The sequence below is a fragment of the Staphylococcus pseudintermedius genome (assembly GCF_034042775.1).
GTDB lineage: Bacteria > Bacillota > Bacilli > Staphylococcales > Staphylococcaceae > Staphylococcus > Staphylococcus pseudintermedius.
In genome coordinates, this window is sequence record NZ_CP120150.1 from 571,170 (window position 1) to 587,942 (window position 16,773).

Genomic DNA, 16,773 nt, shown 5'->3' on the forward strand with positions numbered 1-16,773 from the left:
ACAAAGTATTTCGCTTTGTAGGTTATTATTTTTTTATTTCTTCTAGGAAATACTATTGATTGTTAATAAGACATTTGCACAAAACTCAATTGTTGTTCGATTAAAATCGAAGCTTAAAAATAATTTATTTATAATCTTTATTTTCCCTTATTTGAGGCATTTTAGTCCATCGCTTGTTTTTCTAAAGAAATAATAACAAAATTTTTTTCTGAAACAGTATACAGAAAGTAATTGAAAAAAAGACGGATTCGGTTTAAAATATAAACATTAAAATATTAAATTTCCGAGTTAATATAGTTATTAGAAAAATTAGAGAAGAAACCTATTAAACTTGGCACTTATCTATAGGGGGTAAGCGTATGGAAAAGTATAAAATCAAAAATATGAAAGAATTAATGACGATCAGCTTCACGACAAAAGGGATTTACACAGAAATTAAGAAAAAGTATAGCTTAACTTACGAGGAACTGTTCATTTTAACGTTTATTTTGGAACATCAACAAGAAACTTATAACGTGAAAGATATTATAAGATCTTCTAAGTTTAAGCCATATTACATTACGAAAGCGATGCAAAAGCTTAAAGACTTTGGTTTCTTAACTAAAAAGCGTAATGAACAAGATGAAAGAACAGTCATTATTGAAGTTTCAAAAGAGCAATACGAAAAAATTGCGAGTTTATTTAACGAAATCGAAACGTTACTTTAAGCATATCATTGACGGATTGACAGCATGTAGCATGAATGGGCAATAAACAATGAACAATATTGGATTAGCGGCAAGTAGTTTCGGATTGAAGGGCATATCATCTGTTTCTAGCAGCGACATATCCAAAGAAAACCGCTATCTAGATGGGGTCTTTAGTGCACTAAAGATAGTGAAAAAGAGATGGGGAAAAAGCGACAAAAAGCGTACACCATAAGCTTTTTGTCGCTTTTTTTATGTTATCGCAACACAGCATGACTAGATGGGGTCTGATGCGTACAAAACGTTATCACAAAATCCCCTTCAATCAAGGCGGAAACTGTAGCTATCAACGGCGTATTTTAAAACCCATTTTAAAACTCGGATTAGGCATTCGCACATATTTATATTATAATGTTGATAAAGTAAGTAAGAAATAAAAAGATTGAGAGGTTTTAGAAATGAAATCTGTGTTAATCCAGTCTGCTATACAGAAAGAATGGCTCGCAAAGCTTGAAGCGCATCGTGAAGAATTGACAAAATATGCGCAAAGTAATGATCGAGCGCATCGTTTTCCTCACGAGAATATTCAATGGTTAGTTGATGAGGGGTATACGCAATTGACATTACCTGAATCGTACGGCGGACGAGGAGCCACTTTAGAAGATATGGTCGTCCTCCAGTCAGTACTTGGGTCGATTGATGGACCTACTGCACTTTCAATTGGTTGGCACATTGCACTTGTAGGGGAAGTGTTTGAACGTCGCATTTGGGATAAAGCGATTTTAGATGATTTTGCTGAAGCAGTGAAAAACGGCGCACTGGCAAATAGAGCGGTAAGTGAAGCGGAAACAGGCAGTCCTACAAGAGGTGGACGCCCCCAAACGTATGCGCGCTTTGAAAATAACCATTTTATTTTAAATGGTGTTAAAACATTTACGTCGATGAGTCCTGTCTTAACACATATCATTGTGGCAGCCTACATCCCTGAAAAAGAACAAGTAGGCTTTTTTATGGTCAAGAAAGATACGCCAGGTTTAGAAATTGCCAATAATTGGAATATGGTCGGCATGCGTGCGACAGAAAGTCATGATGTGATACTGAATGATGTGCCAGTTCAACCAGACCAGCTCATCGAAATCAGAGGAGAAGGGCCACCGTATCAAAATGGTTGGTTATTACACATTCCCGCAACTTATTTAGGTATTGCCCAAGCTGCTCGAGATTATGCAGTTGATTTTGCATTAGAATATAGTCCGAATAGCATTGAAGGGACGATTGCAGACTTACCGGTTGTGCAACAAAATATCGGTCAAATGGAAACAAAACTCATTACAGCGAGGCATTTACTATGGAGTACTGCACGTGCTTACCAAAAAATGACACCACAAGATGTTGTTGCTGCAGAAACCGCTGCAAGTAAAGTCGTAGTGATGAATGAAGGATTGGACGTGATTGATTTGGCGATGCGTATCGTCGGTGCAAAAAGTTTAGAAATGGAGCGCCCATTGCAACGATATTTTCGAGACATGCGCGCAGGCCTGCATAACCCACCCATGCAGGACATGGCGTTTACAAAAGTCGCACAACAAGCAATAACTGAACGTCGAAGTGATGTATAGGACGGTCGCATCTTTGAAAAGACGATTGTTTTTTTGTGAAAGAGTCGTTATGATAGTTTTAGAGATAAAAGTTCGACACCAAGCATGAACGCAAATTTATTATGAATAAAGGAGTATAGGATAATGCGATATCTTTTACTGGGCATAGGGGGTATCTTTACATTATTAGGTTTTGCAGGCGCCGTTTTACCATTATTGCCTACAACGCCTTTTTTACTTGTCGCTGTACTCTGTTTTGCGAAGAGTTCCGATCGTTTTCATGATTGGCTTATACAAACAAAGGTGTATCAAGCTTACGTTGAAGATTTTCGTAAACATCGTGGCTATACGATGAAAAAGAAAATACAATTATTAATTAGTTTATACATTGTAGTGGGATTCTCGATTTGGATGGTGGATGTGACAATGATTCGCCTAGGATTATTGGTTATGGTTGTAATACAAACGGTGGTCTTATTTACATGGGTAAAGACTTTACCAAAAAGTTATGATATGCGATAACATATGTACGTTAAACTGAATACGAGATGAAGAAGTAGAAATTGCACGCTATAGTGACGTGTCGTTTCTGCTTTTTTTATCGAGTTGCTAGGTCAAGGGGCCATTTTTTGATATTGGGTTTGCCACGGTTGAAAATATAATAAACTCAAAAACAAACATTTGTGAAATACCTATTTTATTATTTAAAAAGTTTTGTTTAGAAAAAGATTGATTCCAAAGTCATTACACTATATAATAATGATAATCATTATCAATTGGAGGAAGATGAATGAAAAGATTATTATTACCGTTATTGGTATGTATGTTAATTTTGGCGGCATGTGGCCAGAACGATAATCAAAGTAGTGAAAAGGAAACAAAAGCTTTCAATCTCAAAACAGCTAAAGATGAGGAAAAAATCGATATTCCGAAAGACCCAAAACGAATTGTTGTCATGGCACCGACGTATGCGGGTGGTTTAAAATATCTTGATGCAAATATTGTCGGTGTGTCCGATCAAGTTGACCAAAGTCCAGTGCTTGCGAAACAATTTAAAGATGTGGATAAAGTAGGGGCAGAAGATGTAGAAAAGGTAGCGTCATTAAAGCCTGACCTCATCATTACATACAACACAGACAAAAACACAGATAAATTGAAAAAAATTGCACCAACGATTGCTTTTGACTATGCGAAATACAATTATCTTGAACAACAAGAAGCAATGGGTGACATTGTCGGTAAGTCAGATGAAGTGAAAAAATGGAAAGCGGATTGGGAGAAACAAACCGCACAAGATAGTAAAGACATTAAAGCGCATCTTGGTGATGACACATCAGTAACGATTTTTGAAGACTTTGATAAGAAAATTTATGCTTATGGTAAAAACTGGGGACGCGGTAGTGAAGTACTTTACCAAGCGTTCGGTTTACAAATGCCTAAAGCGTTAGACGATGCAACAAAAAAAGAAGGTTGGACAGAAGTGCCGAAAGAAGAAGTGGGCAAATATGCTGGAGATGTGATTATTACAGCGAAAGCGAAAGATGACGCACAACCTGAATTCCAAAAAACAGCAATGTGGCAAAATTTAGAAGCGGTACAAAACAAATATGCGTTTAATGTAGATTCAAGTGTGTATTGGTATAACGATCCATATACATTAGATGTCATTCGTAAGGATTTAAAGAAACAACTTTTAGCGTTACCAACGAATTAAGATGAGTCGTTATTCTAGCTATTGCTGACCTTAGGACTCGCGTTCCTAGGCGCTGAAACTTCAACTCAATTCGGCTTGGTTGAAATGTAATAGGGAGTAAGCCGAATTGGATTTTCCGTTTCAGCTAATGCCTCAGGAATCTCGGACGGGTCGGCAAAATAAGAAAGCGGTGCTACTCTCAATTGAGTGGTACCGCTTTTTGGTAGTAATAAGTGGAGAAAAAAGGAGCGTTCCCACCTCCTCGCTTCAACTAACCAACGCTTTGATTAAATGATACAGCGTTGAAAGTGATGGTGGATTTTGATGCTTTCAAATAGAGTGTTATGCATGAGGAGGGGAGATTAAGTTTTCCTTTCTTTTATCTCTTATGGTCTAACCGCCAATGAAAAAGGTATCTCACTCTATTGAGTACACAACTCAAAAGAAATGGAATACCTTTTTGTGAGATGAATTATTTTGTTTTACGCACGTATGTGATGGCACCGTGTTTATCAAAAATTGTAAGTCCAGAAATATCTTTTTTCGGTGTTGGGATAATGAGACTTGCGATATATGCAACGATAAACGCTGTCATAAAGGCAATAATTGAGATGTAGAATGGTGAGCCTGCACCACCAATGCCTTGTCCTTGTAAGAAATAACTGACGATGACTGCGACAAAAATACCGATAATGACACCGACACCATGTGTACGCTTCGTGAAAATACCGACCGCAAAGATGCCTGCAATTGGTACCCCGAATAGCCCTGTAATTAATAAGAAAAGATCCCATACGTCATTAGAGTCTGCGGCGATTAAATATAATGAGATAAGCATACCAATGAGTCCTGTAACAACAGTCGTTACACGCGCCATACGCACTTCAGTTGCATCGCTTTTAATTCCAAAGAAGCGTTGTTTAATATCTACTGAGAAACAGGCTGCAATAGAGTTTAAGCTTGATGAAATCGTTGACTGTGCTGCCGCGAAAATTGCTGCAATCATCAATCCCGCAATGAATGGTGGCATTTCAGTTAAGATAAAGTAAGGGACGATTGATGATGTATTAAAATCTTTCGGTAGTGCTGTATGAGTGGCATAAAAAACATACAGTACCGTTCCCATGCCGTAAAAGAGTGGTGCTGAAATGAGGGCCAACACCCCATTTGTCCAAATCGAATGTGACGTTTCTTTTAAAGATTCAGACGCTTGATAACGTTGAACAACATCTTGACTTGCTGTATATTGTTGCAAGTTATTAAAAATACTACCGAGGAAAATGATTGGGATAGCTGCAGCGGCGGCGTTCATTTTCCAGTTGTCTGCGCTGATGAGTTTATGGTTACTCACTGCTTCGTTCAAAACCGTACCAAATCCACCGTCGATATGCACAATTCCGGTAATAATAATGACAAGTGCGCCTCCTAATAAAATCACACCTTGAATAAAGTCACTCCATACGACCCCTTCAAAACCTCCAAGAAACGTATAAATAATACATAAAACTCCGACAAGGCTAGCGACTAAATAAGGATTAATATCGGAAACGGCTGTAATTGCGAGTGTCGGTAAATAAATCACAATGGCTACACGGCCTAAATGAAATAATATAAATAGGACAGAACCTATCACACGTACTGCAGGGTTGAAGCGTGCTTCTAAATATTCATAAGCTGAAGTGATTTTAAGTTTTTTAAAGAATGGAATATAAAAATGAATGAGTAACGGAATAATAGCAACAATTGCGATGTTACCAGCTATGTAAGACCAATCCGTTAAATAAGACTTTTCTGGTGTTGACATAAACGTAATCGCACTTAAAGTTGTCGCATAAATAGAAAATCCAACGACCCATGACGGTAGACGGCCACTGGCTTTAAAAAAACTATCGGTATCTTTTCCTGCACGTTTCGTAAAATACGCCCCAACACCTAACATGATTAATAAGTATAGAATTAAAGCAATCCAGTTCCAAAAACCAAAGCCAATTGTTCCCATAAAAACAAACCCCTTTCAATGTTCAATATAAAGATTTTTTAGAAACCGCTTACAATATATAGCAAAGTAAAAGAGTGAAGCATAACTCTGTCTCTATTTATCGTTAGTACTTCACTCTTTTTAATTCAAAGTCTCATTATCTTAAAGTTGATATTGGTTGATCAATGTTTTCAATGCGTCGCGATGTGCTTCGTTAAACGGATGGAATGGTGCTTTTGGCACACCTGTATCAATCCCTTTTTCAGCTAAAATGGCTTTCAATGTTGGATATAAGCCCATGCTCAGCACCGTTTCGATAATATCATTCGTGTCATGTTGAATGCGATAAGCCTCTTCAACCGAGCCATTTTGAGCATGTTCAAAAATTTGACGAATGCGACGACCATTGACATTGAACGTCGAGCCGATTGCGCCATCAACGCCTGAAATCGCAGCTTGTACGAGCATTTCATCAAAACCAGAAAAAATCAACTTATCTGGGAAAGCTTGACGTAAGCGTTCGAGTAAATAAAAATCAGGTGCTGTATATTTGACGCCGATTACTTTATCGTTTTGGAAAAGCTCCTCAAATTGTTGGATTGAAATATTTACACCAGTTAATCCGGGAATAGAGTACACAATCATATTGTTTTGAGTCGCTTCAATAATAGCGAAATAATAGTCACGAATTTCTTCAAACGTGAATGGATAGTAAAATGGTGTAACTGCTGATAATGAATCATAACCGAGTTCTGTCGCATATTGACCCAATTCAATCGCTTCGTTTAAATCTAATGAACCGACTTGTGCAATTAAGCGAATATCGTCTTTTGCTTCATCTTTCGTAATGCGGAAAACTTCTTTCTTTTGTTCGGTATTCATTAAAAAGTTTTCGCCTGAGCTTCCGTTAACATATAAACCATCTAACTGTTGTTCGTCAATCGCGTTACGGATAATCGCTCTTAAACCTTGTTCTTTCACTTGTCCGTTTTCATCAAATGGGACGAGTAAAGCTGCATATAAACCTTTTAAATTTTCATGCATGGTACACCCTCCAATAAATCATCTGTTTGTAATATTGGTCTGACCAATTTATAATCTAATTGTAAGCGTTATCAATGAAGAGGTCAATATTTTTACAACGTGTCTCATCAATTATGTTAAACTGTACTAAACTGTACACAAGGAGTTAGTAAGGAGCATGGCAGAAATGTTAAGTCGTTCTGGTAAAAGTTTAAAGCAAACAGTCGTACAAAAGATTAAGGATTATATTATAGCAGAGTCATTACAGGTAGGGGATAAATTACCAACTGAACGCAAATTAGCCGAGTCGTATCAAGTGAGTCGCTCTGTAGTGCGAGAGGCTTTAAGTTATCTCGAAAACACTGGTGTGACTGAAAGTGTACAAGGGCGAGGCACATTAGTGAAAGCACAAGATATTACGCCACTGATTGAAGGGTTTTTATTTAGTTTTCAAGTCTCTCATGGTAATTTAAAAGATTTAATGATGTTACGGCTGACTTTCGAATTGGCAGCGATTGATATTATTGAACGTAAACAGGCACCATTAACTTCAATAGCGGAGTCACTTGTGGATGATGTGCAAGCGTTTAATGTATCTGCTGATCAAAAATTTCATGAAAGTATACTCACTGCAGTGGACTCATCATTATTTCAACAAATGAGTGCCGTGGTGCAAGCGTATTTTTATCAAACCCCTATCGAAACATCACACGAAGAAAATGTGCGGAGTATGACAGAACATCGTAATATTTATGAAGCATTGAAGGATGGAAATTTTTCGTTGGCTAAGGCATTGTTAACGCAACATCTCATGAGAGGGGCAGAGTTTTATGAAAAAAATAGCTTTTGACATTGGAGGGACTTATATTAAGTCAGCCATTATTGATGAAAATCGACAATTACAAGATTATGATAAAGTGCGTACACCCGTTAATGAAAATGACGCCATTATTAATTATGTTGAGGCAAGGTTACAACGTTATATTCAAGAACATCAACTACAAGCGGTCGCAGTAGGTATTTCAACAGCGGGGGCCGTAGATAGAAAGGCGCGTACGATTGCTTACGCCAACCCCAATATTTTGAATTATACAGGCACAAACTTTGTAGATAAACTAAGTGCCTATGTTCAAGAGCTCGTCGTCTATAACGATGTCGATGCAGCATTGTTAGGGGAGTTGGATGAAAGAGAAGTGGATTATGAGAGTGCGTTTTGTTTAACTTTAGGTACAGGCATTGGCGGCAGTTATTATCAACGCAATGTCGGATTATTAACGGGCATACGTCATCGTCCAAATCAAATTGGTTATTTATTATACGATCCAGAAACGAAGACACAATATGAACAGCGGGCCTCAACTGAAGCGTTAAAACAATTGTTAATGAGAGAAAACTATCCGCATCAAAATATTCAGCAACTGTTTGAAGAAGCGGAGAATGGAGACGCCACAGCACGACATTATATTCAGCAATGGGCGCGTGAAGTGGCACGAGGTATTGCGGAAATTCAAATTGTTTATGATCCGGAATTGATTATTATTGGTGGCGGAGTTTCTGCACAAGGTGACGTGTTATTACGTTATATTTTGCCGGAGTTGAAACGATATTTACCTGAAGATTACGGTCATGCCAAAGTTGAAGTCGCACAATTACAAAATCATGCCGCATTGCTCGGTGCAGTTGCTGAATTGTAAACAAGTATAGAAATCGTATTTACATTAATGCTATAATCTGGAATGAAATGTTTTTTATCATTTTTAGGAGGAAAAAGATTTTGAACACGAAATTTTTAGTTTATACAGCATTAATGACTGCCATTATCGCGGTCATGGGTTTTATTCCAGCTATTCCTTTACCATTTATCCCTGTACCGATTGTGCTCCAAAACGTTGGGATTTTTTTGGCAGGTATTTTGTTAGGACGCCGTTATGGCACATTAAGTGTTATCGTATTTTTATTACTTGTATTCATGGGTGCGCCATTGCTTTCAGGCGGACGTGGTGGTTATGGTGTCTTCGTTGGACCGAGTGTCGGCTTTTTAATCATGTATCCTATCGCCGCATTTTTAATTGGTTGGATGCGTGATAAATATTTTGAAACATTAGATTTTAAACGTACTTTTGCGATTATTGTTATCTTCGGGGTGGTGTTATTAGACTTAGTCGGTGCCATCGTGATGGGCTTTGTGATTCATATGCCATTGTCTAAAGCGATCTATTTATCATTAACATTTTTACCGGGTGACTTAGTTAAAGCAGCTATAGCATCACTCATTGCAATCGCACTGTTTAACAATCCTGTGGTGTCAAGAATTATGCAACAATTAGCAAAATAAACCTTGAAAGTAGGGGATGTAAATGGAAGTTCAGATGAGTGATATTTACAGTGAAGGGGATATTTATTCTAAAGATGACGACGTAACGATTTATATGACGCCAACGACACCTCTGACTTATGATAATAATAAGTGGGTATATCATCAAATGCCGGATGTGACTCAGTTTAAAGAAGATATGAAACGGCAACAATCACTTCATGCTGACCATGGTGTGTTGACACATCTCAAATTTGAATTTCCAGAAAACGTCAAACCGAACATAGATATCATGCAACTTTTACGTGCTGAAGGTTTTCAAGTCGGTAATCTTGAGCTGTATATGATTGAGGCAGCAGATTTACGTCAGTTGACTGGACCGAGTCTTGAGATAGAACCTGTGACAATAAAGAACATGGCAGATTACATGCACGTCTATGAGCCACTCTCTATTCAATTTGGCGCAGATTATATTAAAGAAAGTGCGCAGGCATTGCTAACGAATTTGAAAAAAGACACGCGTGCGCTCCAACCTTATATCGCTTATGAAAATGCACAACCTGTTGGCATTATGAATGTGATTGAAACGGAGCGAACGGTGGAACTGGATGGTTTTGCAGTAGCTGAAGCAGCGCGTGGACGTGGCGTGGGCTCACGGATGCAGGCGTTTATGGGGGAAATCGCGCGTGAACGTCCGGTCATTTTAGTTGCTGATGCTGAAGATACAGCGAGAGAAATGTATATGAAACAAGGTTATACATTTGTTAGTTTTCAGTATAGTGCCCTGAAGGAATTAACAGTTTCAGTATCGTATTGATGGGGGTACTCGCACATGACAACAGAAATGAAAATAAACAGGCGGATGGTGAGACAGCTCTCATCAGCGCCTGTTTTTTACATTTCTGCTTGTTTGACACGTTCTGGATGACTGTAAATGTTAAAGTAATCGTCACGCACGAAACCGATTGCAGTAATGTTTAGATCATGGGCAAGTTGCACTGCTAATGTCGTCGGGGCAGATTTAGAAATAATCATACCGACACCGATTTTAGCGGCTTTGATTAAAATTTCTGAGGAGATACGCCCGCTAAAAATGAGTACCTTATCCCGCACCCCAATATGTCGTTGAATACAGTAGCCGTAAAGTTTATCGAGTGCATTATGCCGCCCTATATCTTGACGATGAATGTAAAATGCATTGCCGTCACTAATGGCTGCGTTATGTAAGCCCCCTGTTGCTTTAAAGACACGACTTTGCGCTTGTAAACGTGCCATCATGCTTAAAATTTGAGAAGGTGTCAATTGAAGGTTGGACATTGATGTTTTCGCAATGGCGGCATCGTTTTGGAAATAAAACTCTCGGCTCTTCCCACAACATGAAGCGACAAGGCGTTTCGTTGAAAGTTGCACACGATCATGTATAGACGATGTGATTTCTACGTGCGCATACCCACGCCGTTCATCAATTTCAAGCGATTTTAACTCATCTCGCTTTAAAATGACCCCTTCAGAAGCGAGAAATCCGAGCACTAGTTCTTCCAATTGATTGGGGCTACAAATGACTGTCGCAAATTCTTCTCGGTTCACCATGATTGTGAGCGGCACCTCTGTCACATAATCATCTTCTGTTTCAAATAAAACACCATTTTCAAAACGTACAATCGGTTGGTTCGTTTTAAAGTCAGGACTCAATGGTACAACCTCCTTTCAAAAAACGTACAAATGCTTTTATGTATATTTCAATTTTAAACTTTCTGCAATGATATTAACAGAATTTGAAATATGAAGAGAGTTGAAAAGAAAAAACAAAAGAAGTAAACTGTAGTAAACAAATGAAGAGAGTAGGTTGAATGATGGCGAGTATTAGAGAGATTGCGAAAGAGGCAGGTGTAAGTCCTGGTACGGTGTCGCGTGTATTGAATGAGGATCCTTCGCTTTCTGTTGCAACAAAGACGAGACAGCGCATTATCGAAATTGCCAATGCACGTAATTATACAAAACAAAAGCGTCTGACACGGCAAATCCAAATTGTGACACATGCGTCAAAAGAAAAAGAAATGATTGACCCGTATTATCGAGAACTCCGATTAGCGATTGAAAAAGAAGTGAAGCATTTGAATTTAACGCTGAAGAAAACGATTCGAACGAATACATTGACGTCGATTGAACAACTGCAACAAGTGGAAAAGGCGGGGTCTGTAATTGTCATTGGACCATTTAAACAATCAGTGATTCAACAGCTTTATACATATAATGCACGGCTTATTTTAATTAATCAAATCGATGCACCGAACCATATCGATACGGTTTCTTCTGATTTATATGACAGCATGCAAGTGTTACTCGAATCACTTCAACAGCAACATGTCCGCAAAGTGGCATACGTTGGTGGAGAAACAAAGGTGCGTGATGTGGGTCAAACGCATGATACGGTTGCTGATGCGAGACAACGCGCCTATATTGATTGGTGTGCACAAACAAATGCAGAAGAACTTTATTATCCGTCAAATTGGGAGCGTCACAATGGCCTAGAAATAGGGCAACGAATTGCACAGTCTGGCGCGCTACCACAAGTCGTCATTACTGGCAATGATGTGCTTGCAGTAGGCGTATTGCAAGGGTTACAACAAGCGCAAATACGTGTACCTGAAGACGTACAACTAGTCAGCTTTAATGATTCTGAAATAACGCAATATACAGCGCCGATGATTTCAAGCGTTCGTATTCCTATTGAGGAGTTTGGCCGTCAAGCGGTGCGTTTAGCACAAGATCAAATGAAAGGACAACGTCAAGTCGCGATTCATATGCAGTTGAATACGTATTTAAACTATCGGGAAAGTTTTTTGAAAGCGGTCTCAGTTGACAGTCAAAAGGATAAACAGTAAACTGTATTTGTTGTTTACTATAAAGACTTTGGGGTGTGAGATATGCAAAACCTAACTCAAACATTTAAAAATATTTTTAACGGAGAACCAACATTGTCAGCTTTTGCACCAGGGCGTATCAATTTAATTGGCGAACATACAGATTACAATGGTGGCTTTGTATTTCCAGCAGCAATCGAATTAGGAACATATGGTGTTGGGCGTTTACGTGACGACCGTAAGATTCAACTTTACTCAGTGAATTTTGAATCAGCAGGTGTGATGGCGTTCGATCTAGACCATTTAGATTACAATGCTGAACATCAGTGGGCGAACTATCCAAAAGGAATGATTCGTTATTTAGTTGAGCAATTTCCGGAGATTAACCGTGGCTTTGACATCGTTGTTGAAGGTAACATCCCGAATGGCGCAAGTTTATCATCATCTGCGTCTATCGAGTTATTAACAGGACACCTTGTGACGACTTTATTCGGTATTGAAATGGAGCGCCTTGAACTCGTGAAAATGGGACAACGTGTCGAAAATGAATTTATCGGTGTGAATTCAGGGATTATGGATCAATTTATTGTCGGATTTGGTAAAAAGGACCATGCGATTTTGTTAGATACGAATACGTTAGAGTATCACTACGTACCGACAGAGTTTGGTGATTACAAAATCTCGATTATGAATACAAACAAACGCCGAGAACTTGCAGAGTCGAAATATAACGAACGTCGAAGTGAATGTGAGCGTGCATTAGCTCAATTACAAAATTATCTTGATGTGCAATCACTAGGTGAGATTTCAGTAGCACAATTTGAAAAATATGGAGACAAAATTGATGATGATGTGCTTCGACGCCGCGCGAAACATGCCATTTCAGAAAATGAACGTACAAAAAAAGCGTACGAAGTATTACAAGCACATGATTTCGAAGCGTTTGGTCAATTGTTAAATGCGTCTCATGCGTCACTAAAAGATGATTATGAAGTGACAGGATTAGAGTTAGATACATTAGCAGAAGCGGCACAACAAGTCGACGGTGTGTTAGGGGCACGTATGACAGGTGCAGGCTTTGCAGGATGTGCGATTGCGCTAGTACACAAAGATAAAATTGTTGACCTCGAAGCAAAGGTGACTAAAGTATATACGGAAACGGTAGGGTATGCACCGTCGTTCTATCATGTGGATATCGCAAACGGTGTACGTACTTTAGAGGAAAAATAAAGGAGTGTATGGAGTATGTCTATGCTTGTATTAGGTGGTGCGGGTTATATCGGAAGCCACTGTGTCGATCAATTAGTTGAAGCCGGTTATGATGTCGTTGTCGTTGATAATTTAGTCAAAGGACATCGTGAAGCGGTTCATGCAGATGCGCGTTTTTATGAAGGGGACGTCCGTAATCGCGAATTTTTAAATGACGTTTTCGAAAAAGAGGACATTGAGGGCGTGTTCCATTTCTGTGCCTATTCGTTAGTCGGTGAATCAGTAGAATATCCACTTGAATATTTCAACAACAATGTTTATGGATTGCAAGTGTTACTTGAAGTGATGCGAGAACATGATGTTCAACATATTATTTTTAGTTCAACAGCTGCAGTTTACGGGGAACCTGAAGCAGTTCCTATTGTTGAAACGTCACAAAAATTACCAACGAGTCCTTACGGTGAAAGTAAACTTGTGATGGAAAAAATGATGCGGTGGTGTCATGAAGCGTATGGTGTGAACTACGCTGCGTTACGTTACTTTAATGTTGCAGGGGCTAAAGAAAACGGTGCGATTGGTGAAGATCATCATCCAGAAACCCACCTCATTCCTGTTGTCCTTCAAGTCGCATTAGGTCAACGTGATGAATTGAAAATGTTTGGTGATGATTACGATACACCAGACGGAACGCCAATTCGAGACTATTTACATGTTACAGATTTAATTTCAGCACATATTTTGGCGTACGATTATTTAAAAGCGGGTGGTGAAAGTGGTGCGTTCAATTTAGGGACAAATCACGGATACTCAGTCAAAGAAATTTTAAATGCTGCACGCGAAGTGACGGGTCGAGACATTCCGGCAGTTGTTGCACCAAGACGTGCGGGTGATCCAAGTAAATTAGTCGCTTCAAGTGATAAAGCGAAAGCGTTATTGAAGTGGCAACCACAACATGATGATATTCATGAAATTATCCGTACTGCTTGGGAATGGCACCAAAAACACCCGAATGGCTACGAAAATGTCTAAAGGAGGTTCATTATGGCAAACGCAGCACATGTGTATCAATTTGCAGATGCTATTATTGCGTATGGTGACTATGAAGCGGGGGACCGTATTTATGTCGTCAACCAAATTTTGTCACGTTTAAAGGCAGACGATATTGCACTTTTAGACACTGAACATGACATTCAACCGCAAGCGCCGATTGAAATCGTGAATTTACTCATTGAAGATGCAATTGAGCGAGGAGCGTTTGAAGATATTTTGTCAGCGCGTGAACAGTTAGAAGCGACTTTGATGGATTTAATCACGCCGAAACCTTCGACAGTAAATCGTGAATTTTATAAGCGTTATCAACTTTCGCCAAAAGCAGCGACAGATTATTTTTATCAACTGAGCCATCTGAATCATTACATTAAAGAAGAAGCGATTGCGAAAAATATCGTTTATCACGTGCCGACAGCGTATGGTGATTTTGAGATTACGATCAATTTATCAAAACCTGAAAAAGATGCAAAACAAATTGAGCGAGAGAAAAATGCACCTGAGTCCTTTTATCCAAAGTGTGCGATTTGTATGGAAAATGAAGGCTACTATGGCACGATGACTTCTGCGGCACGTTCGAATCATCGTATTGTGCAAATGCAAATTAATGGTGAAGCATGGGGGTTTCAATATTCTCCGTATCTGTATTTTAATGAGCATAGCATTTTGTTATCTCGTGAACATACACCGATGTTAATCAATCAAGCAACATTTGAAAACTTGCTTGATTTCGTAAAGCAATTTCCACACTATACGATTGGATCGAATGCCGATATTCCTGTTGTTGGTGGTTCGATATTATCGCACAACCATTATCAAGCAGGACGCCATACTTTTCCAATGGCACTGGCACCAATCGAACGCGCCTTTGAATTAAAGGACTTTCCAACTGTACACGCTGGTATCGTCAAATGGCCGATGAGTGTCATTCGTTTAATGGCGACAGATACGGAACAGTTAATTGAGGCAAGCGAATGGATACGTCATCAATGGGAGAGTTACAGTGATGCGAGTGTGCAAGTGAAAGCGTATAGTGATTCAGGAGAACGTCATCATACGGTGACACCGATTGCGAGATTCCGTGATGGCCGATACGAAATGGATATCGTGTTACGTGATAATCAGCGTACAGAAGAGTTTCCGGACGGTCTATTCCATCCGCACCAAGATGTTCAACATATTAAAAAAGAGAACATTGGTTTAATCGAAGTGATGGGAACAGCGATTTTACCGGGACGTTTAAAAAATGAATTGCAAAATGTGATTGCATTTTTAAATGGCGATGAAACGGTAGACCTTGGTGTGCATACTGCATGGGCACAAGACATGAAAGAAGAGTATGACTTTGGTACGGATGATGCAGAAGCGATTGTGCGTCAAGAAGTCGGTTATAAATTTGAACGCGTCCTTCAAGATGCAGGGGTCTTTAAAAGAGATGAAGCGGGTCAAGTTGCCTTTCAACGTTTTATTGCAACGTTAAATGTTAAAAACTAAATAGGAATCGACTCAAAATACGTTCGAAATTTGATATACTGATTTCGAGCGTATTTTTAACGTAAAAAAGCAATTGAGGAGGTGCGACATATGAAAAGGTGGGTTGGCTTGTTAATGGTTATCGGGCTTTTCGCTGTCATTTTATCTGCGTGTGGGCAAAAAGGTACGCAGTCGGATGATAAAAAATCGACATCCGAACAACCATTGGTCATTTCTGCGGCAGCAAGTTTAACAGATGTAACGAAAGTATTAGAAAAAGAGTTCCACAAAGCACATCCCAACATTAGTGTGTCATTTAATTATGGTGGTTCTGGTGCATTACGTGAACAAATTGACAAAGGGGCGCCTGTGGACGTGTTCATGTCAGCGAATACGAAAGACGTCGATATGTTAAAAGAAAAAGGGAAAGTGCGACATACATATGATTACGCACATAACAAATTGGTATTAATCCGTCGCAAAGGCAGTGACATTCAAAGCATTGATCAACTGGGAGATAACGATCAGCTAGCAATCGGTGAGGTAAAATCCGTGCCAGCAGGGAAATATGCGAAAACCTATTTAGAAGATCAAAACAAGTGGTCATCAGTTGAAAATCATATCGTGTATGCGAAAGACGTGCGAGAAGTGTTAAACTATGTCAAGAAAGGAAATGCACAGCTCGGTTTTGTCTATCAAACAGATTTATACGTCGGTAAAACACCGCATGATGGCGTAGAAAAAGTTTTGGACGCGCCATTAAAGACACCAATTGTTTATCGCATGGGTACTGCGACTGATACTGAAGCGGCAAATGCTTGGTATGATTTTATGAAAAGTAACACTGCACAACGTATTTTAAAAGATTATCATTTTGAAAAATAGGTG

Annotated in this window: 16 protein-coding genes; 13 read left to right on the forward strand and 3 right to left on the reverse strand. The window is 39.0% G+C overall.

The features are described from left to right. Positions 1–359: 359 nt before the first annotated feature. The 4 genes from P3U61_RS02355 to P3U61_RS02370 all read left to right on the forward strand — a co-directional run bounded on the left by P3U61_RS02355 (position 360) and on the right by P3U61_RS02370 (position 3,998). The gene (locus P3U61_RS02355; RefSeq protein ID WP_014613169.1) at positions 360–707 is read left to right on the forward strand and encodes a transcriptional regulator, SarA/Rot family; all 348 of its coding nucleotides are present in this window, start codon (positions 360–362) and stop codon (positions 705–707) included. A 437-nt stretch (positions 708–1,144) separates the two neighbouring features. Then, on the forward strand, positions 1,145–2,305 hold the full coding sequence (locus P3U61_RS02360; RefSeq protein WP_015729536.1) for an acyl-CoA dehydrogenase family protein: 1,161 nt from the start codon (positions 1,145–1,147) through the stop codon (positions 2,303–2,305). Positions 2,306–2,428: 123 nt separating this feature from the next. Beyond that, the gene (locus tag P3U61_RS02365) at positions 2,429–2,806 is read left to right on the forward strand and encodes a YbaN family protein (RefSeq protein ID WP_014613172.1); all 378 of its coding nucleotides are present in this window, start codon (positions 2,429–2,431) and stop codon (positions 2,804–2,806) included. 268 nt (positions 2,807–3,074) lie between these two features. Next, on the forward strand, positions 3,075–3,998 hold the full coding sequence (locus P3U61_RS02370; protein ID WP_140223490.1) for an ABC transporter substrate-binding protein: 924 nt from the start codon (positions 3,075–3,077) through the stop codon (positions 3,996–3,998). Positions 3,999–4,449: 451 nt separating this feature from the next. Here the strand turns inward: P3U61_RS02370 and P3U61_RS02375 are convergent, their stop codons facing one another. Next, a complete protein-coding gene (locus P3U61_RS02375; protein WP_014613174.1) occupies positions 4,450–5,976 on the reverse strand; it encodes a sodium:solute symporter family protein in 1,527 nt (508 codons plus the stop codon). A 141-nt stretch (positions 5,977–6,117) separates the two neighbouring features. Further along, a complete protein-coding gene (locus P3U61_RS02380) occupies positions 6,118–6,999 on the reverse strand; it encodes an N-acetylneuraminate lyase (RefSeq protein WP_014613175.1) in 882 nt (293 codons plus the stop codon). Positions 7,000–7,156: 157 nt separating this feature from the next. Here P3U61_RS02380 and P3U61_RS02385 point away from each other — a divergent pair, with 157 nt between their 5' ends. The 4 genes from P3U61_RS02385 (at position 7,157) to P3U61_RS02400 (ending at position 10,109) form a co-directional block, all read left to right on the forward strand. Further along, entirely contained in the window at positions 7,157–7,828 is a 672-nt protein-coding gene (locus tag P3U61_RS02385; RefSeq protein ID WP_014613176.1) for a FadR/GntR family transcriptional regulator, read from the forward strand. Next, positions 7,809–8,672 carry an ROK family protein gene (locus P3U61_RS02390; protein ID WP_015729533.1) on the forward strand — a complete coding sequence of 288 codons (864 nt, stop codon included), beginning with the start codon at positions 7,809–7,811 and terminating at the stop codon, positions 8,670–8,672. Before P3U61_RS02385 ends, P3U61_RS02390 begins: the two co-directional genes overlap by 20 nt. 80 nt (positions 8,673–8,752) lie before the next feature. Next, positions 8,753–9,313 (forward strand): biotin transporter BioY, encoded by a 561-nt coding sequence (locus P3U61_RS02395; protein ID WP_015729532.1) that lies wholly within the window; start codon positions 8,753–8,755, stop codon positions 9,311–9,313. Positions 9,314–9,335: 22 nt separating this feature from the next. Beyond that, the gene (locus P3U61_RS02400) at positions 9,336–10,109 is read left to right on the forward strand and encodes a GNAT family N-acetyltransferase (RefSeq protein WP_131087677.1); all 774 of its coding nucleotides are present in this window, start codon (positions 9,336–9,338) and stop codon (positions 10,107–10,109) included. A gap of 77 nt (positions 10,110–10,186) precedes the next feature. Here the strand turns inward: P3U61_RS02400 and fdhD are convergent, their stop codons facing one another. Further along, the gene (fdhD, locus tag P3U61_RS02405; RefSeq protein WP_015729530.1) at positions 10,187–10,984 is read right to left on the reverse strand and encodes a formate dehydrogenase accessory sulfurtransferase FdhD; all 798 of its coding nucleotides are present in this window, start codon (positions 10,982–10,984) and stop codon (positions 10,187–10,189) included. 158 nt (positions 10,985–11,142) lie between these two features. On the opposite strand from fdhD, the gene P3U61_RS02410 reads away from it, so the two are divergent. From P3U61_RS02410 to modA, 5 genes are all read left to right on the forward strand, one after another. Continuing rightward, positions 11,143–12,177 (forward strand): LacI family DNA-binding transcriptional regulator, encoded by a 1,035-nt coding sequence (locus P3U61_RS02410; RefSeq protein WP_140223492.1) that lies wholly within the window; start codon positions 11,143–11,145, stop codon positions 12,175–12,177. Positions 12,178–12,219: 42 nt separating this feature from the next. Next, complete coding sequence (locus P3U61_RS02415) at positions 12,220–13,386, forward strand: galactokinase (protein ID WP_140223493.1); 1,167 nt, start codon at positions 12,220–12,222, stop codon at positions 13,384–13,386. 15 nt (positions 13,387–13,401) lie between these two features. Next, a complete protein-coding gene (gene galE, locus P3U61_RS02420; RefSeq protein WP_096533492.1) occupies positions 13,402–14,394 on the forward strand; it encodes a UDP-glucose 4-epimerase GalE in 993 nt (330 codons plus the stop codon). Between the two features lie 12 nt (positions 14,395–14,406). Continuing rightward, on the forward strand, positions 14,407–15,906 hold the full coding sequence (gene galT, locus P3U61_RS02425) for a UDP-glucose--hexose-1-phosphate uridylyltransferase (RefSeq protein ID WP_065354085.1): 1,500 nt from the start codon (positions 14,407–14,409) through the stop codon (positions 15,904–15,906). A 90-nt stretch (positions 15,907–15,996) separates the two neighbouring features. After that, complete coding sequence (modA, locus tag P3U61_RS02430) at positions 15,997–16,770, forward strand: molybdate ABC transporter substrate-binding protein (protein ID WP_101457778.1); 774 nt, start codon at positions 15,997–15,999, stop codon at positions 16,768–16,770. Positions 16,771–16,773 lie beyond the last annotated feature (3 nt).

Excerpts from the sequence above, each read along its gene's own strand:
- P3U61_RS02355 (WP_014613169.1), top strand. The coding sequence starts at position 360 with ATGGAAAAGTATAAAATCAAAAATATGAAAGAATTAATGACGATCAGC.
- P3U61_RS02360 (WP_015729536.1), top strand. The coding sequence starts at position 1,145 with ATGAAATCTGTGTTAATCCAGTCTGCTATACAGAAAGAATGGCTCGCA.
- P3U61_RS02365 (WP_014613172.1), top strand. The coding sequence starts at position 2,429 with ATGCGATATCTTTTACTGGGCATAGGGGGTATCTTTACATTATTAGGT.
- P3U61_RS02370 (WP_140223490.1), top strand. The coding sequence starts at position 3,075 with ATGAAAAGATTATTATTACCGTTATTGGTATGTATGTTAATTTTGGCG.
- P3U61_RS02375 (WP_014613174.1), bottom strand. The coding sequence starts at position 5,976 with ATGGGAACAATTGGCTTTGGTTTTTGGAACTGGATTGCTTTAATTCTA.
- P3U61_RS02380 (WP_014613175.1), bottom strand. The coding sequence starts at position 6,999 with ATGCATGAAAATTTAAAAGGTTTATATGCAGCTTTACTCGTCCCATTT.
- P3U61_RS02385 (WP_014613176.1), top strand. The coding sequence starts at position 7,157 with ATGGCAGAAATGTTAAGTCGTTCTGGTAAAAGTTTAAAGCAAACAGTC.
- P3U61_RS02390 (WP_015729533.1), top strand. The coding sequence starts at position 7,809 with ATGAAAAAAATAGCTTTTGACATTGGAGGGACTTATATTAAGTCAGCC.
- P3U61_RS02400 (WP_131087677.1), top strand. The coding sequence starts at position 9,336 with ATGGAAGTTCAGATGAGTGATATTTACAGTGAAGGGGATATTTATTCT.
- P3U61_RS02410 (WP_140223492.1), top strand. The coding sequence starts at position 11,143 with ATGATGGCGAGTATTAGAGAGATTGCGAAAGAGGCAGGTGTAAGTCCT.
- P3U61_RS02415 (WP_140223493.1), top strand. The coding sequence starts at position 12,220 with ATGCAAAACCTAACTCAAACATTTAAAAATATTTTTAACGGAGAACCA.
- galE (WP_096533492.1), top strand. The coding sequence starts at position 13,402 with ATGTCTATGCTTGTATTAGGTGGTGCGGGTTATATCGGAAGCCACTGT.
- galT (WP_065354085.1), top strand. The coding sequence starts at position 14,407 with ATGGCAAACGCAGCACATGTGTATCAATTTGCAGATGCTATTATTGCG.
- modA (WP_101457778.1), top strand. The coding sequence starts at position 15,997 with ATGAAAAGGTGGGTTGGCTTGTTAATGGTTATCGGGCTTTTCGCTGTC.